General features: G+C 69.1%; 11 protein-coding genes. All 11 read left to right on the top strand.

Annotation, left to right across the window (positions count from 1 at the left end; genetic code table 11):
• The first annotated feature begins 19 nt into the window (after positions 1–19).
• The 11 genes from N8888_RS10210 to N8888_RS10160 all read left to right on the top strand — a co-directional run bounded on the left by N8888_RS10210 (position 20) and on the right by N8888_RS10160 (position 23379).
• Positions 20–568, top strand: coding sequence for a hypothetical protein (locus N8888_RS10210; protein ID WP_065176118.1), 549 nt, complete (start codon positions 20–22; stop codon positions 566–568).
• 143 nt (positions 569–711) lie between these two features.
• Positions 712–1272, top strand: a complete 561-nt coding sequence (locus N8888_RS10205) for a hypothetical protein (RefSeq protein ID WP_258012752.1) — start codon at positions 712–714, stop codon at positions 1270–1272.
• A gap of 57 nt (positions 1273–1329) precedes the next feature.
• Entirely contained in the window at positions 1330–1767 is a 438-nt protein-coding gene (gspG, locus tag N8888_RS10200) for a type II secretion system major pseudopilin GspG (protein ID WP_111186858.1), read from the top strand.
• Between the two features lie 54 nt (positions 1768–1821).
• Positions 1822–2682, top strand: a complete 861-nt coding sequence (gene gspK / locus N8888_RS10195; RefSeq protein ID WP_128988305.1) for a type II secretion system minor pseudopilin GspK — start codon at positions 1822–1824, stop codon at positions 2680–2682.
• A complete protein-coding gene (gene gspL / locus N8888_RS10190; protein WP_263174453.1) occupies positions 2679–3845 on the top strand; it encodes a type II secretion system protein GspL in 1167 nt (388 codons plus the stop codon). Before gspK ends, gspL begins: the two co-directional genes overlap by 4 nt.
• Positions 3842–4369: a type II secretion system protein M gene (locus N8888_RS10185; protein WP_263174451.1), complete on the top strand. Its 528-nt coding sequence runs from the start codon at positions 3842–3844 to the stop codon at positions 4367–4369. The genes gspL and N8888_RS10185 overlap by 4 nt, the downstream gene beginning before the upstream one ends.
• Positions 4366–6741 carry a type II secretion system secretin GspD gene (gene gspD, locus N8888_RS10180; protein ID WP_317629458.1) on the top strand — a complete coding sequence of 792 codons (2376 nt, stop codon included), beginning with the start codon at positions 4366–4368 and terminating at the stop codon, positions 6739–6741. The genes N8888_RS10185 and gspD overlap by 4 nt, the downstream gene beginning before the upstream one ends.
• Positions 6742–6797: 56 nt before the next feature.
• Positions 6798–8180 (top strand): type II secretion system ATPase GspE, encoded by a 1383-nt coding sequence (gene gspE, locus N8888_RS10175; protein WP_263178391.1) that lies wholly within the window; start codon positions 6798–6800, stop codon positions 8178–8180.
• Positions 8181–8187: 7 nt separating this feature from the next.
• The gene (gene gspF / locus N8888_RS10170) at positions 8188–9387 is read left to right on the top strand and encodes a type II secretion system inner membrane protein GspF (protein ID WP_263174446.1); all 1200 of its coding nucleotides are present in this window, start codon (positions 8188–8190) and stop codon (positions 9385–9387) included.
• Between the two features lie 212 nt (positions 9388–9599).
• Positions 9600–10775 carry a substrate-binding domain-containing protein gene (locus N8888_RS10165; protein WP_263174444.1) on the top strand — a complete coding sequence of 392 codons (1176 nt, stop codon included), beginning with the start codon at positions 9600–9602 and terminating at the stop codon, positions 10773–10775.
• Between the two features lie 205 nt (positions 10776–10980).
• Positions 10981–23379, top strand: coding sequence for a putative filamentous hemagglutinin family protein (locus N8888_RS10160; protein WP_263174443.1), 12399 nt, complete (start codon positions 10981–10983; stop codon positions 23377–23379).
• Positions 23380–23454: the final 75 nt, after the last annotated feature.

Here is a 23454-nt window from a genome sequence, read left to right as displayed (position 1 = left end):
TGCAAGGAGAAGCCAAGGAATGCGCAACGAGACCATCGGTGTGCTCGACCTGCGACGCAACCTGTCCGCATTGCTGGAGACCACGCAGCGACGTCCATTGACGGTGCATCGCTATGGATCGCCCTGGGTCTGCGTGGTGTCCGATCCGCAGTGGCAGGAACAGTCCGTGCTGCTGGATTTCGACCCGCAGGGCCATCCGCTGGCTGCCCTGCTGAGGTTGCAGCAGGCGCTGTCGCTGCCGGAGAAGGGCAGCGTATCACCGGCAATGGCGGCCCGCGGTCTGCTGCTGATGGCGATGCATGGCATACAGGGCCTGCCACAGTTGCACGACCAGGTGATCCATCACCGCTTGTGGCACTGGTTTGTGGCCGGTGCGGTGACCGCGATGGACGGATGGCAGTTGCCGGCACTGCGCCAGGCCACGGCCGCGTTGCTGGCCGACGCGGACGCGGCCGGGTTGCTGTCCGCATTTGGCCGACGTCCCGACGTGATGGTGCTGGCACGACAATGCGGCGGCATCGCTCCGTTGCTGGATGCCGATGCCTGCAGGCGCATGACGTCGCTGTGACAGAGCGGCTGAAGCGCAACGCACGGCACATCACGCGCAACGCGCTGTCGCTTCATCGACCCTGCTGACGTCTTCTCCAGAGTACGGCGCATCCGCGTCGTGGAGCGCAGGCAGCGTCGATGGCGGAACGTCGCAGGATCAGCATGCTCGAGCTGGATCGCCACCTGAGCCGGTCGCTGGAACAGGCCCGGCACGCGCCGCTGTGCGTACAGCGCTACGGGCATCCGTGGGTCTGGGTGCTTTCCAGCGACGCCTGGGCGGACGCCGCGCGATGGGCGGCGCTGGACGTCGAGGCGCATCCGCTGCTGGCGCTGCGCCGCGCAACCGATGCGCAACTGCCGGCGTGGCCGGAAGCAGCCATCGCGACGCTGCCCCTGGACATGGACGATGTCCGCATGCTGCAGCGTGCCGCTCTGCTGCTGTGGGTGCAGGCACTGGACAGCGCGCAACGGGTACACGATGACCTGCGCCATCACCAGGTGTACCGCCGCTTCGTCGGCTTCGGCCGTGGCAGCGCCTGGTCGCCGACGCAATGCGTGCGGATCCTGCAGGCCAGTCGCCACCCGCTGCTGCGTCGCTGCGTGGAAGGCGCGTTGGCGGCAGTACCTGCAACGCTGCTGCAGTCGGCTGGCGTGCCGCCGGCGGGCGCCAGCGCAGACAGGGTGGAGCAGCAGCGAATTGCAGGTGGATGTTTATCGTACTGACACATGCGCCGCTGACCATGGTGCAGCGGTCCCTTCCAGGATGACGAGGGCGGAACAATGGCAAGACAGCTTCGTGGTGGCAGGGCCCGGCAGCACGGTTTCAGCCTGATCGAGATCATGGTGGTGGTGGTGATCATCGGCATTCTTGCCGCACTGATCGTGCCGCGCCTGATGGATCGTCCCGATCAGGCGCGGGTGGTGGCGGCACGCCAGGACATCGCCGCACTGATGCAGGCGCTGAAGCTCTATCGCCTGGACAATGGCCGCTACCCCAGCACCGAGCAGGGATTGCAGGCGTTGGTGGCGCCGCCCAAGAGCAGCGGCGCGATGCCGACAACCCCCTATCTGGACCGCCTGCCGAACGACCCGTGGGGGCATCCGTACCAGTACCAGAACCCGGGCGCGCACGGCGACATCGACGTGTTCTCCCTTGGCGCGGACAGCAAGGCCGGAGGTGATGCCGGCAATGCGGACATCGGCTCCTGGCAGCTGTGAGGTCCACCGATGTCGCCTCCGATGGCAGCCTTTCCGTGTCGTCGCCAGCAGGGCATGGCGGTGATCGTCGCGATGCTGGTGGTCGCACTGGTGGCGGTGATCGCGACCGCGCTGCTGACCCGCCAGGCCGCGCAGCTGCGTGCGCTGCGTGGCGACCAGCTGCGGGCGCAGGTACGCATGGCCGTGGATGCCGCGCTGGAGCGCGCGGGGCAGCAGCTTCGTGACGACGCGCGCGAGCAGCTGACCACCGTGCGCGACGGTCGCTGGGCACGGCCGGTGCAACTGGATGCGCCGCTGCCGGTGCGCCTGCAGATGGTGGACGCGCAGTCGCTGTTCAACCTGCGCAACCTGTTGTCGCAGGGCCAACCGGATGCGCAGGCGCGGCAGGCCTTCGTGGCGCTGTGCGTGGAGCAGGGGGTGTCTGCGGCTACATGCAGCGGTGCCGCGGACCACATCCAGGCACGGCTGCGCGACGGTGATCGCGCCGCGCAGGCGCCCCTGCCGCGCGAAGCCCTGATCGGGCAGGCGCTGGCCGATGCCGAGCCACGCGCCGTCCGGGCGTTGTCCCGGCGCACGGTGGTGTTGCCGGCGCAGACGCTGGTCAACGCCAATACGACTGACTTGGCCGTGCTGCAGGCGGTTGCACCCGGCGCTGATCCGGGCCGGCTGCGGGCGCTGGTGGACGAGCGCGATGGCGGCCGCTGGCTGCTCAACCGCGGTGATATTGCCAACCGCCTGCAGGTGAGCAGCGAGCAGATGTCGGTGATGCCGCTGGGCATCCACAGCGAATGGTTCCTGGCGGTCGGACAGGTCCAGGCAGACGACCGCGACGTCGATTTCCGCGCGTTGATCTGGCGTGAGTACCGCGATGACAGCGTGCGCGTGCAGCGTGTATGGACGAGGATCGGCGCATGAGCGTGCAGCTGCGGGTGCGCCTGCCGGCGCTGGATCGACTGCAGGCCGACAGCCGGGTGGAGTGGGCGCAACTGCAACGCGGTGACGTGGCGGCGCATGGCTGCGAGGCGCTATCGGCGTTGGGACAGCGCCATCCGCAGGCACAGGTGCACGCCTGCCTCGATCCGCATGACCTGATCCTGCTGGAACTGCAGCTGCCGCCGCTGTCAGGTCGCCGGCTGCAGGCCGCGCTGCAGGGCGAGGTGGAGGCGATGCTGCTGGACGACCTGCAGGATGTTGCGCTGGCCAATGGGCCGCAGGCGGCTGACGGGACCGTGCCGGTGGCATGGCTGGGCCAGCAGGCCGTGGCCCAGGCGCAGCAGCTGCTGGCGTCGTGCGGCCTGAGCCTGCAGGGGCTGTACCCGACGCCGCTGCTGCTGCCGTGGACGGAGGGGCGGGCCACGCTGGAGGCGAAGGGCGAGCACCTGCTGGTACGCAGCGGGCGCGACCGCGGCTTCGTGCAGTGGAGTGGCGGGCGCGACGTGGCAGCCGTGCTGCAGGCAACCTCCCTGCGCCTGCAGCAGGCCGGCGTGCAGGCCGTGCAATGGGTGCATGCGGTGCCCTCGGGTTGGCCCGGACACCTGCAGACCAGCACAGTGGCCGCGGGCAGCGAGGCCAGCGGCCCGCTGCCGGCATGGGCACTACCGCTGCAGCGCGGCGGACGACGCCTGCCACGAGTGGCGATCGGGCTGGCACTGGCGGCCGCGGTGCTCGCCGCGACGGGCCTGCAGTTGCAGGTCTCGCGCTGGCGCGGCGAAGGTGAGGCGTTGCAGCGGGAAATGACGCGGCAGTTCAGCGCGCAGTATCCGGAAATCACCGAGGTACTGGATCCGGTCCTGCAGGCACGGCGTGCGTTGGCCGCACCGGTGCAGACGGCTCCACTGCCGCGGATACAGCAACAGGTCGCGCTGGCATTGCAGGCGGTTCCGGAGCTGGCCGGCCGCGTTCGCGGCATGGACTACACGCCCGGCGCGCTTGAACTGGAACTGGACGCCGATGCGCAGGCGCTGGCCGATGATGCGCAGCATCTGGAACGATGGCAGCAGGCGGCGCAGGCGCAGGGCCTGCAGCTGGTCCGCCAGGGCGGTGGCCGCCTGCGGCTGAGCACCGGGGGCAGCCGATGAGGGTACGGACTGCGTGGATGGAAGGCGGCATCGCGGCGCTGTCGCAGTGCTGGCGGCGCCTGCAGCTACGCGAACGCGTCATGCTGACGACGATGGTGGGTGCACTGCTGGCCGCTGCGCTGTGGGCATTCTGGCTGGAGCCCCTGCTGAAGCAGCGCAGCTACTGGCAGGTTGAGCTGCCGCGCCTGCAGGCACAGATACGGGCACTGGCGCCCTTGCTGGACGCGCGCGAGCGCCAGCGCCTGGCCCGGGAGCAGCGGCCGACACTGACCAGCCTGCGTTCGCGGATCGCCGCCGCCGGCCTTGCCGATGGGGTGCGGGTCGACGCGCGCGAGGGACGCTGGCACCTGCAGGTGCAGTCGGTGCCCGCCGATGTGCTCTGGAACTGGCTCCTGCCGCTGCTGGCCGACCCGACCATCGAACTGCAACGACTGCAACTGCAACGCACAGGGGACGCGGATATGCCGGCGGCACGCATTTCAGGAAGCATCGTGATGAAGGCCGTTGCGGGTGAGCTTCGATGAGGTCGATGCACGGTCTTGCCTGTGGCGCGGTGCTGGCTCTGGTCGTGGGGATGCTCCACCTGCCCGCGCCGGCATGGGCGCAGGATGCCAGCGACGAGCCGGTGCAGTTGAATCTGGTGGATACCGATATCGGTGGCGTGCTGCGGATGGCAGCGCGTTTCACCGGCCGCCAGTTCCTGATCGATCCACGCGTGACCGGCAAGATGACGGTGGTATCGGATGGTCCTGTCAGTCGCGCGCAGGCCTATCAGCTTCTGCTCGGCGCACTGCGCATGCGTGGCTTCGCCGTGGTCGAGAACGGTGGCATCAGCCGGGTCGTGCCACAGGCCGATGCCAAGCTGCTGGGCGGCCGGGTAGGCGGCGGAGCGGCAGGTGGAGAGGTTGCCACACGGACCTTCGCGCTGCGTTACGAGAATGCGGCCGCACTGGTCGCGGTGCTGCGGCCGATGATCAGTCCGGACAACCCGATCACGGCCAACGCGGGCAACAATACGCTGGTCATCACCGACTATGCCGACAATCTGGAACGCATCGCGCGGGTGATCGCCAGCGTGGACACCCCGGCTGGCATGGACACCGACGTGGTCAAGCTGCAGCAGGGGATCGCCGTGGATGTGGCCGCGATGGTCGCACCGTTGCTGGATGCGCAGGGCGCCGAGCCGGGCCAGAAGGTGGTGGTGATGGCCGATCCGCGCAGCAACAGCGTGCTGCTGCGCTCCAGCAGCCCGGGGCGCACGCGGTTGGCACGCCAGTTGGTGGAGAAGCTGGACCGGGCACAGGACGAGTCCGGCAACCTGCATGTGGTCTATCTGCGCAATGCACAGGCCACGCAGCTGGCGGGCGTGCTGCGTGGCGTGGTGGCCGGGCAGAGCGACGCGCAGGCGATGGGCAGCAGCGAGGGCATCACGCCGCTGCCTGGCGGGTCCGCTCGCAGCGCGCCGACGCAGCCGCAGCCGCAGCAGGCCGGGGCCACGGGCAATGCGCTGCCGTCGCAGCGGCTCGATCCGGACCGGCGCGACCCCGCTGATGCCGGCAGCAGTGGCTTTAGCCAGAACGGCATCTCCGTACAGGCCGATGTCGCTACCAACACGCTGCTGATCTCGGCGCCGGAGCCGGTGTACCGCAACCTGCGTCGGGTGATCGACCAGCTCGACCAGCGGCGCGCGCAGGTGCTGGTGGAAAGCCTGATCGTGGAAGTCAACCAGACCGATGCCGCTGAACTGGGGGTGCAGTGGATGCTGGGCAATGGCCGCACGTTCGCAGGCACCCACTTCGGTGGTGCGACCGGCGGCAGCGGCCTCAATGGCACCGCGCGCACCACGCTGGACGTGCTGCCGCGCGATGGCCTCAACGTGGGCGTGATCGATGGCACCATCACGCTGCCGGGCGTGGGCCAGATCCTCAACATGAAGGCACTGGCCAACGCGCTGCAGAGCAAGGGCGGTGCCAACATCCTGTCCACGCCGAACCTGATGACGCTCGATAACGAGGCCGCCAGCATCATGGTCGGCCAGACCGTCCCATTCGTCAGCGGCCGCTATGTCACCGACGGCGGAGGTGGCAGCAACAATCCGTTCCAGACCATCGAGCGCGAGGACATCGGCCTGAAGCTGCGGGTGCGCCCGCAGATCTCCGAAGGCGGGACGGTGAAGCTGGACATCTATCAGGAAGTGAGCAGCATCGACGGGCAGAGCTCCAGCAGCGAGGGCATCATCACCAACAAGCGGGCACTGGACACCAGCGTGCTGCTCGACGACGGCCAGATCATGGTGCTGGGCGGCCTGCTCGAGGACAGCGTCAGCCACGGTCGCGACGCGGTGCCAGGCCTGGGCCGGATTCCGGTACTGGGCGCGCTGTTCCGCAGCGACACGCGCAGGCGCGCCAAGACCAACCTGATGGTGTTCCTGCGACCGCACGTGGTGCGTGACCCGGCGGCCGGCCAGCGCCTGACCCGCGATCGCTACGACTACATGCGCAACGCCCAGGCCGGTGCACAGCCGGTGCAGAGCTGGGCATTGCCGGCGCTGTCGGCGCCGCAGCTGCCGCCACAGGACCTTGGTACGCTCGGCCAGGGCAACGCGCGCGACGGCCAGGGGCGACCATTGCAGAACACCAGTCTGGCCGCCCTGTACCCGACCGGCGAGGGCACTGCGCAACATGTGCAGTTCGCGCAGGGCCTGGACCCCGCACGCGCCGCGCAGGCGGTGGCGCAGGTGCGGGCATTGGGGCTGCAGGCGTACGCAGAAGCCACACCCGGCGCAGCGGGTCAGCGCCTGCGGGTGCGACTGCCACGCGATCCGGCACAGCTGGACCCGGCCCTGCAGCAGCTGCGGGGGTTGGGATACACCCCGGAACTGGTGATCGGGCCGTGACCGTGGCCAACGATCTGCGATCACTGCCGTATGCCTGGGTGCGCAGCCACGGGGTGATGCTGGCCGACACGGGTGATGGGCCGGTCCTGCTGGGCACCACCGAGACCCCGGCCTGGGCTGTCGCCGAGCTTCGCCGCCTGCATGGACCCCTGCCGTTCCAGCAACTGGACAGTGCGGCCTGGCAGCAGCGGCTGGGCGAACAGTATCGTGACGGCGGCGACGCCGCGGCGGTCGTCGGCGCGGCGGAGAGCGAAGTCGACCTTGACCGGCTGATGCAGGACATGCCGGAGATCACCGATCTGCTGGACGCACAGGATGACGCGCCGGTGATCCGCATGATCAATGCGCTGTTGGCACAGGCCGCGCGCGATGGCGCCAGCGACCTGCACATCGAGCCGTTCGAGACCCATTCGGTGGTCCGCTACCGTGTCGATGGCACGCTGCGCGACATGGTGCAGCCGCGGCGCGCCCTGCATGCCGCCCTGGTGTCGCGCATCAAGATCATGGCGCACCTGGATATCGCCGAGAAGCGCCTGCCACAGGACGGGCGCATCGCCCTCCGCGTAGGCGGCCGGCCGCTGGACATCCGCGTGTCCACCGTGCCGACCGGGCACGGCGAGCGCGCGGTGCTGCGCCTGCTGGAGAAGGATGCCGGCCGGCTGCAGCTGCAGCGCCTTGGCATGGCCGACGACACCCTGGCCACGTTCACCGGCCTGATCCGCCAGCCACACGGCATCGTGCTGGTCACCGGCCCGACCGGCAGTGGCAAGACCACCTCGCTGTACGCAGCGCTCGGCCAGCTCGACAGCAGCACCAGCAACATCCTCACCGTGGAGGATCCCGTGGAGTACGACTTCGCGGGCATCGGCCAGATCCAGGTCAATGCGCGTATCGGGATGACCTTCGGCACCGCGCTGCGCGCGATCCTGCGCCAGGACCCGGACACCATCATGATCGGCGAGATCCGCGACCTGGAAACCGCGCAGATCGCCGTGCAGTCGTCACTGACGGGTCATGGCGTGCTGGCCTCGCTGCATACCAACGATGCGATCTCGGCAGTGACCCGGCTGGCAGACATGGGGGTGGAGCCGTTCCTGCTGGCGTCTTCGCTGCGCGGTGTGCTGGCACAGCGGCTGGTAAGGCGCCTGTGCATGCAGTGCCGGCGCGCGGAGGTCGACGCCGACGGTCGCACGGTGTGGCGGGCAGTGGGCTGCGCAGCCTGCGCACACAGCGGCTACCGTGGGCGAACCGGCATCCATGAGCTGTTCGTGGTTGATGATCGGGTGCGCGCGCTGATCCATGAAGGGCAGGGCGAGCCCGCGCTGCGCCAGGCGGCACGGGCCGCCGGCATGCGCAGCCTGCGCGAGGACGGCCAGCGTTGGGTCGACAGCGGGCTGACCACGCTGGAGGAAATCCTGCGCGTCAGCGGCGACGGTTGACGCGACGATGGCGCTGTTCGACTACCAGGCCGCCAACGCGCAGGGACGCATCGAAAAGGGCCAGCTGGATGCCGACAGCCCGCGTGGCGCGCGCCAGCTGCTGCGTGGGCGTGGGCTGACGCCCGTGCAGGTCAGCCCCGCGCGCGGCGCAGGCGGGGGCTGGGGAACACGCCGGCTTTCAGCGAGCGAACTGGCCTGGGCCACCCGCCAGCTGGCCAGCCTGCTCGCCGCCAGTCTGCCGCTGGAGGGCGCATTGAGTGCCGTCATCGAGCAGGCAGAGCGACCGCATGTGGCTCAGGCGCTGACCTCGGTGCGCGCCGATGTGCGTGCGGGTCAGCGCTTGACCGTGGCCCTGGCGGCCCGGCCGCGCGACTTCCCGCCGATCTATCGCGCCCTGGTCGGCGCCGGCGAGGACTCGGGCGACCTGGCGCGGGTGATGGAACGCCTGGCCGATTACATCGAGGAGCGCAATGCGCTGCAGGCCAAGGTGCTCACGGCGTTCATCTATCCAGCGGCGATCAGTCTGGTATCGGTGGCGATCGTGATCTTCCTGCTCAGCTATGTGGTGCCGCAGGTGGTGACAGCGTTCGTGCAGGCACGACAGACACTGCCGATGCTGACCCAGGTGATGCTGGCCGCCAGCGCGTTCGTGCGCAGTTGGGGTGCATGGACAGCGCTGGGCATCGGCCTGCTGGTTGCAGCATGGCGGCTGGCGTTGCGCCGCACCGATCTGCGCCTGCGCTGGGATGCGATGCTGCTGCGCGTACCGGTGATGGGCCGCTTCGTGCTTGGCGTGAACAGTGCGCGCTTCGCCTCGACGCTGGCCATCCTGCTCGATGCCGGCGTGCCATTGCTGCGCGCGCTGGAGGCAGCGCGGCAGACGCTGGGAAACGCGCTGCTGGTGCGCTGCGCCGAGGATGTTGCCGTGCGCGTGCGTGAGGGCGCGGCACTGGGCGCTGCGTTGAAAGTGCAGAAGGTCTATCCGCCGATCCTGGTGCATCTGGTCACCAGTGGTGAAAAGACCGGCACACTTGCGCCCCTGCTGGATCGCGCCGCGCAGACCCTCTCGCGCGAGATCGAGCGGCGCGCGATGGCACTGACCGCACTGCTCGAGCCGACCATGATCCTGGTGATGGGCGGGGTGGTGCTGACCATCGTGCTGGCGGTGCTGATGCCGATCATGGAAATGAACCAGCTCGTGCAGTGACGGGCGTGCGGCGCACAGGCCACGCTTCTCCACACAATCCTCCATACCTTTTTTCGATCTTCCACAGGTTTCTTAAGCGGCCTGTCATCGGCACGGACGAGCATGAGCCTGTCGTCGCGGAGCGGGCTGGGAGGCCCTCAGCGACAGCAGGCGTGTAGTGACCGTTCCTCCCTTGGCGTTTCCCTTCGCAGCAAACCCTTCAGGAGAAGATCATGTACAAGTACAAGACTCTGGCCGCGCTGGTTGCCACCGCGCTGCTCGCCACTGCCGGCGCCGCGTCGGCGCAGACCGTTACCGGCGGTGGTGCATCGCTGCCGGCCGACCTCTACAAGGGCCAGGCTGACAGCATCCTGCCGGCCAACTTCAGCTACGCCGTGACCGGTTCGGGCACCGGCAAGAAGGCGTTCCTGGAGAACAATTCGGCGCTGTTCTCGACCACCGGCACCGTGCATTTCGCTGGCAGCGACTCGGTGCTGAGCGCGACTGAACTGAGCACCTACACCACCAACTACAACCAGTCGACCAATGCCAACCGCTACGGCGCCCTGATCCAGGTGCCGTCGGTGGCCACCTCGGTGACCATCCCGTTCAACAAGCCGGGTTCGGCCGTCAACCTGAGCGTGGCGCAGATCTGCGGCGTGTTCTCCGGCGCGATCAGCGACTGGTCGACCATCGACGCCAACCGCAGCGGTCCGATCCGTGTGGTCTACCGCACCGAAAGCAGCGGCACCAGCGAAATGTTCACCCGCTTCCTGGCTGCGGCCTGCGCCGCTGAGCCGGCTGCGACCTCGAACCTGGTCGGCGGCATGTTCGCCGTGAAGTCGACCTTCGCCGACCTGTACAAGCGCGATGCCAACAACAACCTGCCGGCGTTCCTGGTTGCCGCGCCGGCCACGGGCGGCACCTCGCTGTACAACGCTGTCTATGCGGCGGATGGCCGCATCGGCTACGTCGGCCCGGACGTGATCCCGAGCCTGACCGATGCGACCAAGGTTGCCAAGGTCAAGGGCTTCTCGCCGGACCAGGTGAGCGTGCAGGCCACCCTGGATACCGTCGCTCCGCCGACCGGCACCGCCGCCGAGAATCCCGCCAACTGGGTGCCGGTGTTCGGCAACCCGTCGGCCGGCTATCCGATTGCCGGCTACACCAACCTGGTGATCGGCCAGTGCTACAAGGATTCGGCGGTTGCCACCAGCCTGCGCGGCTTCCTGGCCCGTCATTATCCGGCGACCTACCCGGCGGCCTACGAGGCGTCGATCACCGGCCATGGTTTCATCCCGCTGACCAAGGCCTGGCGCGATGCGATCCGCAACCGCTTCGTGCTGGCCAGCAGCGCAGCCGGCCTGAACAATCCCAGCACCTGTGCGGGCATCGGCCGTCCGCTGTAATCCGCAGCACCGCGCGAACCCTGTTTGACCCGGCGCCGGCCCCTGTGGCCGGCGTCGCCATTTCCGCCGTGCGGCGTGCAGCGCCATCGCCCCCTGCACGCTGTCGGCTTCATGTCATGCGAACCGTCTATCAGTGGCAGGGCATGCGTTGCGCGTGTCTGCGATCACCGCCGCCAGTGCGGTCCACCAGGTTGATGAGGTTACGATGTCGCACCCGCTCCCGTCCGCTGTTCATCCGGCCGCGCCGATGCGCCGCAATCATCCGATGGCCTGGGCCATCGCGGTCGCACTGGGAAGCGTGGTCGCCCCGGCCAGCCAGGCCCAGCAGGCGTTCAGCCCGGCCTGGTTCGCCGAACGCGGCGCAGCGCAGGGCGCGGCCACCCAGAGCGGGCGCATGCCCAACGGCGTGCCCATCCAGTTCCAGTTGCCGGCCCAGCAGCAGGATGCTGCGCGGCAGAAGCTGCAGCAGTCGATCGACAATCTCGGCACCGCCGCGCAGGCCATCGCCCTGCAGCAGCGCCTGCAGGATCAGGCGCGGCAATCGCGGCGGGAGGCCGGGTTCATCGTTGCCGACGGATTGGGCAGGGACGGGTTGAAGGTCGATGAGAATCCGTTGACCCGGGGCTGGATCAACGCCCGCGAGGCGATCCAGTCACAGGGCAGTGACGGACGTGTCCAGGTCAGCATCGAGCAGACCGCGGACAAGGCGATCCTGAACTGGGAGACCTTCAATATCGGCGGCAACACCACGCTGAACTTCCTGCAGAACCCGGACTGGGCCGTGCTCAACCGGGTGAACGATCCGAATGCGCGGCCCAGCCAGATTCTCGGCCAGCTCACCGCGGGCGGCACCGTGTTCGTGGCCAACCGCAACGGCGTGGTGTTCGGCAACAACAGCCAGGTCAACGTCCGCAACCTGGTCGCGGCGGCGGCGCGCATCAGCGATGGCCAGTTCCGCGACACCGGGTTGTACAGCGCGGATACGAATACGGCCGCCCTCAGCGATGCCGCTGGCAAGGTGATGGTGGAGCGGGGCGCACGTATCGCGACCCACGAGCCGACCAGCGCCACGCGTGGCGGCGGTTACGTGCTGCTGGCGGGACACAGCGTGGAGAACGCCGGCCAGATCGAGGCGCGAAAGGGCCAGGTGCAGCTGGCTGCCGGCGACAGTTTCGTGATCCGGCGCGGCGTCGGCACCGCAGCCAATACCAGCTCCACCACGCGTGGCAATGAAATCGCGCCGCGCTTCATCGCCGACAGTACCGCGGGCAGCGTGCGCAATACCGGCCTGCTGCGTGCCCGCGAGGGTGACGTGACCCTGGCCGGACGCAACGTCGAGCAGGCCGGCGTGGCCGTGGCCAGCACGACGCTCGCACAGCGCGGCACCGTGCATCTTCTGACCTCGGCCAGTGATACCGGCAGCACCGTCACGCTCGCCGATGGATCGATCACGGCGGTGCTGATCGAGGACGATGGCAAGGCCACGGCACTGGACACCCAGCGCGACAGCCTCATCAGGGAATCGGCAGAGCAGGATGCGATCCGCGCGGGTGCGCGCTCGGCAACCTTCGACAATCTCTCCCAGCACAACGACCGACGCGACCAGTCGCGGGTGGAGATCGTTTCCGGTGGCACCATCCATTTCCGCCCCGATTCGCTCACGGTTGCCACGGGCGGCCAGGTCATCGCCGACGCGGCGGCCCGCAGCTACGTCGACGATGCAGCACGCGTGGACGTGTCGGGTGCCGTGGGCGTGCAGGTCTCGATGGAAAGCAACAATGTCCAGATCAAGGTGCAGGGCAACGAACTGCGCGATGCGCTGGACAACCGCGACAGCGGCAAGCTGACCAGCAGCGAGGTCTGGGTCGACCGCCGCAGGCTCATCCACGTGCCAGCCGGAACCGGGGGCTACGACGGTGAGCGCTGGTATGCCGCAGGCGGCCTGCTGGAAGTGGGCGGCTACCTCGACAACCAGGGGCATTCGATCGGCGAATGGGCCGCGCAGGGAGGCACCGTCCTGCTGGGTGGCAGTGAAGTGATCACGCATGGTGGGTCACGCATCAACCTTGCGGGTGGCAGCCTGGATGTGCAGAGCGGCGTGATCCGGCAGAGCTGGGTGCGCGGCGTGGATGGCCAGGTGTACCGCCTTGATGACGCACCGGCGGAGATGCTGTTCGACGGGGTGTACAACGGCCATGAGGTGAAACAGGAGCGCTGGGGCGTCACCGAGACGTTCCGCGATCCGGTCGTGTTCGCGGCGCAGCGTGTCGACAACGGGTATACGGTCGGCCGCGATGCAGGACGCCTGATCGTCTCCGCCCCGACGGCGGTGCTGGAGGGCCGTGTGGAGACCGCCACCTTCCAGGGCGCGCAGCAGAACCGCCGGCCTGATGCCGCACTGGACGGCTATGCACAGGCGCAGACGGCGGCAGCACGCAATGCGCAGCTCTACCTCGGGCGTTATGACGGCCAGGGCCGCAGCGGGGTGTTCGGTTCGGACGTGCGCGTGGATGACAATGCGCCGAAGACGGCGGCGTGGTCACTGCTGGCACCGGTCGGGGAGGAGCGGCGCGACACGGTGTGGCTGGACATCGCAGAATTGAGTGCCCAGCAGTGGGGGCGGATCGATCTGGCGAGCGCCGATCGCATCAGCATTGACGGCCGTCTTCGGTTGCAGGCGGGCGGACAGCTGAACCTGATTGGCAGCGAGGTTGAACTGGCGGGCGACATCGGCATTGCCGGTGGCCAGCTGTTGGCGGGCAACCTGCTGGAGGTGCAGGGCAGGCCGACGGCACTGCTGCACGATGGCCGCGCACGCACCGTTATTGCCGACGGTACCTACATCGATCTTGCCGGTGAATGGAGCAACGCAGCGTTGGGAGAGCCACTGGATGCGGGTGGTGCCTGGACGGATGGCGGCCGCTTGAGCCTGGGCAACAGCCATGACGTGAGGGTGGGCGCGGGGGCGACGGTCGACGTCGAGGCCGGCGCCGCGCTGGACCTGCGCGGCAAGGGTCGTGTCGGCAAAGGGGGCAGCATCAGTCTGCAGGCGAACAGCAGCACGGTGGCAACGGACGGCAGCGGCCGGGTGCAGCTGGGCGAGGGCAGCCGGTTCAGTGGCCGTGGCCAGGGCAGCGGCACGTTCTCGCTGGGCACCGGTGGCCGGGTGCGGGTGGGCGATGCGGATCCGGCCGATGCAGCCGCGCTGCAGATCGATGCCGGCCTGTTCGGCAGCGGCTTTGCCCAGTACGACATCAATGGCCATCAAGGGCTGGAGGTTGCCGATGGCACGCAGCTGGCAGCGCGCATGCCGGGCCTTCGGATGACCGCGGACGCGCGCACCGCGACGGATCGGAAAGAGGCACTGGAGAGCTGGCTGGCACCGCTCTACAGTGCCGATCCACTGAGCGGGCTGGTCCGCCAGCGCAGCGGTGCCAGCGTGAGCCTGCGCTCGGATCGCAACAGCGTCGGCGGCGACCTGCGGGTGGGCAAGGCCGCGCTGATCGAGGTCGACCCGGGGCAGGCGATCTCCCTGCTCGGCGCCGGCAACATCGACGTGGAAGGTACGCTGCGTGCGCAGGGGGGACGCATCAGCATCGACGATGTGCGCCTGCCGACCACGCTGTATGCCGGGCAGCGGATCGAGCGGACCTGGCGGTTCGCCGACGGTGCGCTGCTGGATGTCAGTGCGGATGCGGTGTCACTGGCCGATGCCGGTGGCCGCCTGCAGGGACAGGTGCGGGCCGGCGGGCGCATCGAGATCGGCGGCGCGCTCGACTGGGAGAGCTCTGCGTCGGTGGACAACCGTCCGCCTGAAGCCTTCGTCGTGCTCGAGCGTGGCGCGCAGCTGCGGGCAGCAGGCGCCTCGGCGCCGCTGGATGTCGACGGGAAGGGGCGGACCCGGGTGGACAGCGACGGCGGACAGATCGTGCTGCGTTCGGCCAACGCTCTGTACCTGGACGGCGCAATGGATGCCTCTGCCGGCGGCAGTAGCGCGCGTGGCGGCACCTTGGGCGTAGCCTTTGGTGGCAGCGTTCATGCGCGCGGTGCGAGCGAGGAGGTACTGCGCGCGCGTGGCATCACGCTCAGCCAGCGCAGCCCGGTCGACGCGGTGCTGCCGGACCGGCTGGAGTACGGGCACGCGGCGCTGTCGGTGGAGCAGATCCAGGCCGGTGGCTTCGACACCCTGTCCGTGTTCGGTGACGTCCGCGCGGAGGGCGATGTCGACCTGCGCATGGGCCAGAGCCTGCGCATCTACGGACAGGGGCAGTCAAGCCTCGGCATGGCCGTGGCAGCACCGCAGTCCAGCGGCATTTCGCTGAGTGCTCCGCACCTGCTGCTGGCACAGTCGCACTGGCAGTCGCTGCCGGGTGAGAACCTGGTGGTCACCGATACCGTGGCGTCGGCTGCGGAAGGCGACCACGTGCTGTCGGCGAGGGCTGATCTGATCGACATCCGTGATGTCACCTGGCTGCCCGGCTTCAACCAGGTCGTGCTGGACAGCCGCAGCGACGTGCGGCTGCTCAACGCGGTGTCCAACGGCGGATCGATCAGTGCGTTGATGGCGAGCGGGTCGATGGACGTGAGTGCCGCCCGCCTGTACCCCACCTCCGGTGCGACGGGCTACCTCGTCGCGGGTGCGTCTGCGGCGACCGTGGCGACGCCTGGATACTGGTCAGATCCGGATGCGGTGCTGCGCATCCGGGGTACGGGCACGGCGGCGACCACCCCGCCGGAGTCAGCGCTGGGCGCGTTGCAGCTGGTGGCGGCGACCGTGCAGCAGGGCGGCAACGTGCAGGCGCCGATGGGAGCGCTGCAACTGGGCGGCCTGGTCCTGGGCGGCACACGTGCCAGCCGGGTGGAGCTGTTGCCGGGCAGCATCACCTCCACCAGTGGCGCAGGTCTGGCATTGCCCTACGGCGGTACCGTGGACGGCGTGTCGTGGAGAAGGGGCAGCAGCAGCCTGGAATCACTGACGCCGGGTGGCGTTGCATCCAAGGGCGTGACCCTTACCGCCAACGATGTGGATGTGCATGCCGGTGCGCTGCTGGACGTGTCAGGTGGCGGCGAACTGACCGGCGCGGCATTTGTCTCAGGCCGCGGTGGCTCCGTCGACGTGCTGCGCACCGCGCTGGCCGATGCCAACCCGCGCTATGCGTTCAGTGCCTCCGGCAACCCGGTGTACGCGATCGTGCCGGGACGTGCCGGCAGCTTCGCACCCAGCAGTGATGATGGCTTCGCTGCTCCAGCGGTGGGCCAGCAGATCACCGTACCCGCCGGCGTTCCCGGCCTGCCTGCGGGGACCTACACATTGCTGCCGGCCAGCTTCGCGCTGCAGCCGGGTGCATTCCGCGTCGAGCTGGGCGCGACGGGAACCTCCGGCGTACCGCAGCCGATCCAGACCGGCACCGGGACCTGGCGCGTGTCCGGCCAGCAGGGATCGGCACTGGGTGGGGTGGCGTCGCCGCTGCTCACCGACATCCTGCTGACGCCGGCGGCGGTGGTGCGCCGGCATTCCGGCTACAACGAAACCAGCTACAACAGCTTCGTGCAGGCCACCGCCGACCGTCGTGGCGAGGCGCGCGGCTGGCAGACCATCGATGCGCTGGGGCTGACCCTGGCACTGGGTGAAGGCGCTGGCCGCGAGGGAACCGCGGCCATCGACTTCGCCGGCACGGCGCGCTTCTCCGCGGCCAATGAAAAGGGACGCGGCGGCACCCTGGTGGCCACGCTCGCCAGCCCGGCCGTGGGTTCTCTGGAGGTCGCCGCTGCCGGCAGTCCGTCGCAGGCGCGCGATCGCGGTGCGACCTTCACCGACGACGCACTGAATGCGCTGCGGCCGGAACGCATGGTGATCGGCGGACAGTTCAACGAGTCGGCGTCGCTGGTGGCGGTGTCCGGCGCGGTGCGCGATGTGGCGATCCGCTCCGGTGCGAGCCTGCAGGCACCGGAGATACTGGTGGCTGCGGCGTCCGGTGGAAGCGGCATCCTGGTCGAAGCCGGGGCGACACTCGATACCTTGTCTTTCGCACGCGACACCGCGTCCGCGCCGACCGTGCCCTATCAGGTCAATGGCGGCCTGCTGGCCGTCTCGAACCAGCGCCTGAACCTGATCACCGGTACGACCGGCGTGGCGGCAGGGCCGGTCGCGATCGACATCGGCGGCTGCCAGACGGACTGCGAAGGCGAGGCACGGCTGGTATCCGATGGCAGCATCGGGGTGGCCACCGATGGCGTGCTGCAGATGCGCGATTCCGCCCGTTATGGCACGCGCCAGCTGGGCGTGAGCATGGCGGCGCTCAACCTCGGCAGCGCCGAGGCGATCGCGCAGGCGGCGGCCGCAGGGGCGTTGCCAAATGGCATGACCATGAACCAGTCCGTGCTGCAGCAGCTGCTGCGCGGCAATGATGCCACCGGCGCACCGGCGCTGGATACGCTGAGCCTGGTCGCACGCGATTCGGTCAACGTGTTCGGCAGCGTCGACCTGGATGCGCGCGACAGTGCCACCGGCCGCGGTGGCCTGCAGACGCTGGTACTGGGCGCGCAGGCCATCCATGGCTATGGTGCGGCGAGCGACCGTGCGCGCATCCTGGTGGACACACTGGTCTGGGACGGTTCGCTGGCGGCGACGCAGGCGGCGGGCAGCGATGCATCGGTGCCGCCGGCCGATCCCATGGTGGACCGGCTTGGCGCGGGGCAGCTGGACATCGTCACCCGCAACCTGCAGCTGGCGCGCGCCCCGTTCAGCCGTCCCAGCTCCGAGGTGCCCGCGAACCGCCAGGTGCTCGGCTTCAGCGCGCTCAACCTCAGCGCGTCCGGGCAGCTGCTGTTTTCCGCGCAGGGTACGCTGGACGTGTACCAGCAGCGCGGCGGCTATCTCGCGGACAAGGGCTGGCAGTACAGCGGTGGCAGCATCGGCATCGACACGCCGCTGCTGACAGCCGATCCCGGTGCGCAGCTGCGGGTGCGGACCGGCGGCGACTTCCGTCTGCTGGGCGGCCGCGGCACGACCGGCGGCGACGCGCTGGGCAGCGAACTGAGCATCGATGCGCAGCGGATCGCGCTGGACAGCACGATCGCACTGGCCTCCGGCCGGCTGTCAGCGAGCGCACGCGAAGGCATCGCGCTCGGCAGCCAGGCGGCGCTGGACCTGGCGGGGCGCAGAGTTACGCTGTACGACGTGGACCGGTACAGCTGGGGCGGCGACGTGCTGCTGTCCAGCGATGCGGGTGACGTCAGCACTGATGCCGCCTCACGCATCGATCTCTCGGCGCGCAACAACCGCGGCGGACGGCTGACGGTGAATGCCCTGGCCGGGCGGGCCGATCTGGTCGGTGGCATCGAGGGGGCTGCCAGTGGCCGTTACGACGCAGGTGGCACCGTGGTGCCTTACGACGGCGCAGACCTCGTCGTTCGCGCCGGCACGTTGCAGGACTTCGCAGGTCTGAACCAGCGTTTGAACGCAGGCGGTGTCACCGGCGGGCGCACGTTCCGGATCGGTGAGGGTGATCTGCTGATCGGTGACGAGGTGAAGGCGCGCAGGGTCGACATCAGCCTCGACGCAGGCAGCCTGCGCGTGGCGGGGCGCATCGACGCCAGCGGCGAGCAGGTCGGCGCGATCCGCCTGTACGCACGTGACGGTCTGCAGGTGGAGGGAACGCTGGATACGCATGGCACCGGCCTGCGCGTGGACAGCCAGGGCAAGATCATCGACAGCCCGAACCGGGCCACGATCGAACTGGGCAGCGCCGCCGGCGGGATCGACATCGGCGCCGGCGCTCATCTGGACCTGCGCGCGGGGACGGCTGTGGCGGTGGGCGGCGGCCGCGGGCAGAACGACGGCGTGGCCCGCGGCACCCTGAAGATCGATGCGCCCCGCATCGGCGGCGACGATGCTGCGATAACGGTCGCCAGCGGTCTGCGCGTCGAAGGTGCGGCCGATATCCAGGTCAATGCGGTGCGACGCTATGAGGACGCACCCTTGGCGGACACTGTCGACGTCAACGGCAACCGCGCGCAGCGCGTCACCCAGCAGTGGCTGGACCAGATCGTCGATCCGGACAACCGCGCGTGGATGGACGGCGCGCTGGCCAATGCGGATCTCCGACAACGCACGGCTGCGCTGGGCACGCATCGCCTGCGCCCCGGCGTGCAGGTCCTCGCCCGCCGCAGCGAGGCCAATCCCGGAGGTGACCTGACCGTATCCGGTGACATCGACCTGTCCGGCTACCGCTATGGGCCTGAGGCCGATCGCAATGATCCGGCGCGGCGCGGCTTCGGCGAGTCGGCGTCGCTGGTGCTGCGCGCGGAGGGCAACATCAACGTGCACGGCAGCATCAACGATGGCTTCGCGCCGCCACCGGCCAATCCGGACGAGGCAGGATGGCAGTTGCATGAGAGCCGCAACGGCACCGCCGGTCACACGCCGTTCGGCGGCGACCTGGTGGTGCCGGTGGACGGAGTGAAGCTGCAGCCCGGTACGGAGTTCCAGGCCGGTACCCGCCTGAACTATGACGTGCCGGTCGAGTGCACCACGCTTCCGCTCGGGACCGTGTTGCCCGTTGCGATGGTGATCGCACAGGACCTTCGCCTGCCCGCAGGGACCGTGCTGGGTGCGGCGGTGACCACCGAGTCGGGGCAGCTGCTTGCTGCCGGCACGGTATTGCAGGCGCCGCTGGTGCTGGCGGCGGGCGCGCGACTGGGGGCCGGCTTCCGCCTGCGCAGCGATGTGCAGATGGCCGCCCAGGACTGGCCGGCCGGCGCGATGCTGCCGGTGACCCTGCGCCTGGCACGGGAAGTCGAGCTCAAGGTGGGTGCGTACATACCATCGTTGACCAAGGTGGAGCTGCCCGGCGACGCACCGGTGAACCTGCGTCCCGCCGACGCCAACGGCAACCAGGGACGCAACTGGGCGCTTGCCCCGATGCTGGCCGAAGGTACGACATCGTGGGACATGACACTGGTGGCGGGGGCTGACAGCGACGCCGCGGATCCGCGTTCGCGACGCTGGGGAAGCGACGGCAGTGTGGTGCTTGCCGATACCCATCAGGGCTCGGTCGGCACCGTGACGACCGAGATCATCTGGGTGGGCGACCGGGTCCTGACCGAACAGGCGTCACTGGACTGGATGGGCGACACCTCCTATGCCGGCCGTCCGATTTCCGAGCTGGCAGACATGTTCGGCTTCAGCGAGGATGAGTTCTGCGCGCTTTCCGATGGCTATTGCGGCCCCGCGCCGCGACAGGTCGCCGCGCAGGGTTCGCTGGATTTCTGGGGCGATGAATCCTATGTCGGCACGCCGGCAAAGGACTTCGCCGAGCTGTTGGGCATGACCGAGGACGAATTCTGCGGAATGGCACCGGGCTACTGTGCCGGCGGTGGCACCCAGACCGAGGTCACCACCTACGGCAAGCGCGCCGGTACACCGGCCTGGAGTGTCCTGCGCACCGGCAAGGGCGACCTGGAACTGCTCGCGGCGGGCGACGTTGCGATGAAGTCCGGGTTCGGCGTCTATACCGCCGGTACGCCCAGCTCACTCGGCGAGGGCCGTGACGCCGCGTTTGATTCACCGCGCGCGGCGGCGCCCTGGAACACCGCGCTGCTGGGTGAGAACCTGGTGCCGGGCAGCTATGACGCCGCAATCGCGGGATACCAGGCCTGGTATCCCGATCATGGCGGCAACCTGCGCGTCGAGGCCGGACGCGATATCGTCGGTGATGTCTGGACCGCGCGCGCGGAGTCGGGCACCAGTGAGCGCGACTGGGCGCTGTACTCCAGTGCCGCGGTCGGCAATTGGCTGTGGCGGCAGGGAACCGGCAGCACCACCGGCGTGGCGCCGGTGCCGACCAGTTGGTGGGTGAATTTCGGTACGTACACCAACGTGTCGGCCATCGCCGGCAGTACCCCGCGGATGGTGGGCTTCACTGGCTTCGGCACATTGGGCGGTGGCAACCTGATGTTGGAGGCCGGGCGCCACGCCGGCGTACGCGATGCGATGGGTGACGCGCTGGGCTCGCTGACGGCGCCGCATTCGAGTGCAATCATCGCTGCCGTGGGATCGACCGGCCGTGTCAGTGATGGCCAGCTGCACCTGACCGGCGGAGGTGACCTGCAGCTGCGCATCGGTGGCGCGCTGAACCCGAATCTGCAGGCGACGATCTCCAGCCTCAATCCATCGAGAGCCGCACAGAATCTCGACCTCAACGGTACCTTCATCAACCTGCGTGGCAGCCTGCTGCTCGATGCGGGACGCATCGGTGCAATGGGCGTCACCCTGGACAGCTACGGGACGCTGGGCCAGCTGCGTGCGGCCGATCTGTTCGCCGCCGACGCCGCCCGCCCGATGGGCGGGCCGGTGCTGGTGCTGGGCGATGCGGTCGCACAGCTGCAGGCGCGGGGCGATGTCGTGCTCGGCGGCGTCGCCGATGCCGGCCGGGTTCCACTGGCCAACTACAGCACGGTGGTGCAGGACAACGGCAGCCGCGCTGCGGGCAGCACCTGGTTCTCCCTGTGGACCGCCAACACAGCCGTGGATCTGTTCAGTGCCGGTGGTGACCTGGCGCCGGGCCTCGCCGGGCCGGAGAACGTGACCGGCAGCAATCTGTGGCCCGAGCAGGTTGCGCTGGCACCGGGCAGCCGGGAGGAGCTGCTGAACTACTGGCTCTATCCTTCGCGCTTCAGCGCCGTTGCCGCCCAGGGTGACATCAAGCTGGACCGGATCAGTGCCGTGACGGGGACGCAGGATGTGATCCTGCTGGCGCCCTCGGCCACCGGGCGGCTGGACGTCCTGGCCGGCGGCAGCATCTTCGCCCGCAGCGGCGCGACCCAGATCACGCGCTCGGGCGCGGATGCGCGCCTGCCGGGGCCGTTCGACCCCGCATTCGTTGCCGAGCAACGCGATGCCAGCGGTAATGTGACGCGTCCGCGGCACAACCTGTCGGTCGATGGCAACATCGCCTCGCCGGAGGCATCGCTTCCGCTGTTCGCGTTCGGCCCCGGTACGCCGTTGTCCACGGTCTCCTCGGCACTGGCACCAAGCCGCTTCTACGCCGTGCAGGGCGACATCATCGGCCTGGCGACAGGCGCCCAACGCACGCTCGACGGCACCGCCTGGCAGCGCACGCAGCTGAACTGGTTCGAGGCAGCAGGCGCGGTGCAGCTGCGGGCAGGGCGGGACATCCTCGGCGTGTCGATGACCGCGTTGAACAGCGCGCCCACCGATATCACGGTGGCGGCGGCGGGACGTGACATCGTGCATCTGGACGCGACGATCGCCGGCCCCGGCAACGTCGAGATCAGTGCCGGCCGTCAGCTGCGCCAGGAGGAGGCGGGCAGCATCGTCAGCCTCGGTGGCATCGTGCAGGGTGACACCCGTCCGGGTGCCAGCATCGCGCTGACGGCCGGCAACCAGCAGATCGATTTCGCCGCCCTGCGTGCCCGCTATCTGGATCCCGCAAACCTGGCCGATCCCGCGCAATCGCTTGCGTCGCAGCCGGGCAGGGCAGTCAAGGTCTACGACCAGGAACTGAAGCAGTGGCTGCAGCAACGCTTCGGCATGGCCGCCGATGGCGAGGCAGCGCTGGCAGCGTTCGATGCGTTGCCGCAGGAACAGCAGCGCATCTTCCTGCGGCAGATCTACTACGCCGAGCTGCGCGAAGGCGGACGCGAGTACACCGATGCGGAAGGGCCGCGCTTCGGCTCCTATCTGCGCGGGCGCGAGGCCATCGCCACGCTGATGCCGGACAGGAATGCGGCCGGTGCGACGATCGACCGAACCGGCGATATCGTGATGTACGGTGGCTCCGGTGTGCGCACCGAGGCGGGCGGCAACATCGAACTGATGGCACCGGGAGGCCAGATCGTGGTGGGTGTACAGGGGGTGGTGCCGCCTGCCAGTGCCGGCCTCGTCACCCAGGGGCAGGGCGATATCCGCCTGTTCAGCCAGGACAGCGTGCTGCTGGGCCTGTCGCGGGTGATGACCACCTTCGGTGGCGACATCCTGGCGTGGTCGGAACAGGGCGACATCAATGCCGGTCGCGGCTCGCGCACCACGCTGTTGTACACACCGCCACGGCGCGTCTATGACACCTGGGGCAATGTGATCCTGTCGCCCCAGGCGCCGGCCAGTGGTGCGGGCATTGCCACCCTCAATCCGATCGCGGAAGTCGCGCCGGGCGATGTGGATCTGATCGCGCCGCTGGGCACCATCGATGCGGGCGAGGCGGGCATCCGTGTGTCGGGCAACATCAATCTGGCCGCGCTGCAGGTACTCAATGCGGCCAACATCCAGGTGCAGGGAGACAGCAAGGGCCTGCCGGTGCAGGCATCGGTGAACGTCAACGCGCTGGCTTCGGCCAGCGCCGCCGCCAGCAGTGCCAGCCAGGCGGCGCAGGATGTGATCCGCAAGAGCCAGGAGGATGCCCGGCGCAACCAGCCTTCGGTGATCAGCGTGCAGATCCTGGGCTTCGGCAACGCCAGCAGCAGCATCAACCCGCCGGCACGCGGCACGACCGCGGCCAGCGGCTACGACGTAGACAGTGCTTTCCAGTTCCCGCAGGCCCGCGAACCGCAGGCGCGTGGAGAGGGTGGCACACAGCGTCGATAGTTGCCGGGGGTGATCCACGCGGTGCGTGGAGATCCGGAATAGGGCCCGCTGCCACGGAGCGGTGGCGGCCCCCGC

Origin of the sequence: Stenotrophomonas maltophilia, assembly GCF_025642255.1 — a bacterium.
In the GTDB taxonomy this organism is placed as follows: domain Bacteria; phylum Pseudomonadota; class Gammaproteobacteria; order Xanthomonadales; family Xanthomonadaceae; genus Stenotrophomonas; species Stenotrophomonas maltophilia_P.
This window is presented reverse-complemented; position numbering and strand designations above follow the sequence as displayed.

Excerpts from the sequence above, each read along its gene's own strand:
- N8888_RS10205 (WP_258012752.1), top strand. The coding sequence starts at position 712 with ATGCTCGAGCTGGATCGCCACCTGAGCCGGTCGCTGGAACAGGCCCGG.
- N8888_RS10210 (WP_065176118.1), top strand. The coding sequence starts at position 20 with ATGCGCAACGAGACCATCGGTGTGCTCGACCTGCGACGCAACCTGTCC.
- gspG (WP_111186858.1), top strand. The coding sequence starts at position 1,330 with ATGGCAAGACAGCTTCGTGGTGGCAGGGCCCGGCAGCACGGTTTCAGC.
- gspE (WP_263178391.1), top strand. The coding sequence starts at position 6,798 with ATGCTGGCCGACACGGGTGATGGGCCGGTCCTGCTGGGCACCACCGAG.
- gspL (WP_263174453.1), top strand. The coding sequence starts at position 2,679 with ATGAGCGTGCAGCTGCGGGTGCGCCTGCCGGCGCTGGATCGACTGCAG.
- N8888_RS10165 (WP_263174444.1), top strand. The coding sequence starts at position 9,600 with ATGTACAAGTACAAGACTCTGGCCGCGCTGGTTGCCACCGCGCTGCTC.
- gspK (WP_128988305.1), top strand. The coding sequence starts at position 1,822 with ATGGCGGTGATCGTCGCGATGCTGGTGGTCGCACTGGTGGCGGTGATC.
- gspF (WP_263174446.1), top strand. The coding sequence starts at position 8,188 with ATGGCGCTGTTCGACTACCAGGCCGCCAACGCGCAGGGACGCATCGAA.
- N8888_RS10160 (WP_263174443.1), top strand. The coding sequence starts at position 10,981 with ATGTCGCACCCGCTCCCGTCCGCTGTTCATCCGGCCGCGCCGATGCGC.
- gspD (WP_317629458.1), top strand. The coding sequence starts at position 4,366 with ATGAGGTCGATGCACGGTCTTGCCTGTGGCGCGGTGCTGGCTCTGGTC.
- N8888_RS10185 (WP_263174451.1), top strand. The coding sequence starts at position 3,842 with ATGAGGGTACGGACTGCGTGGATGGAAGGCGGCATCGCGGCGCTGTCG.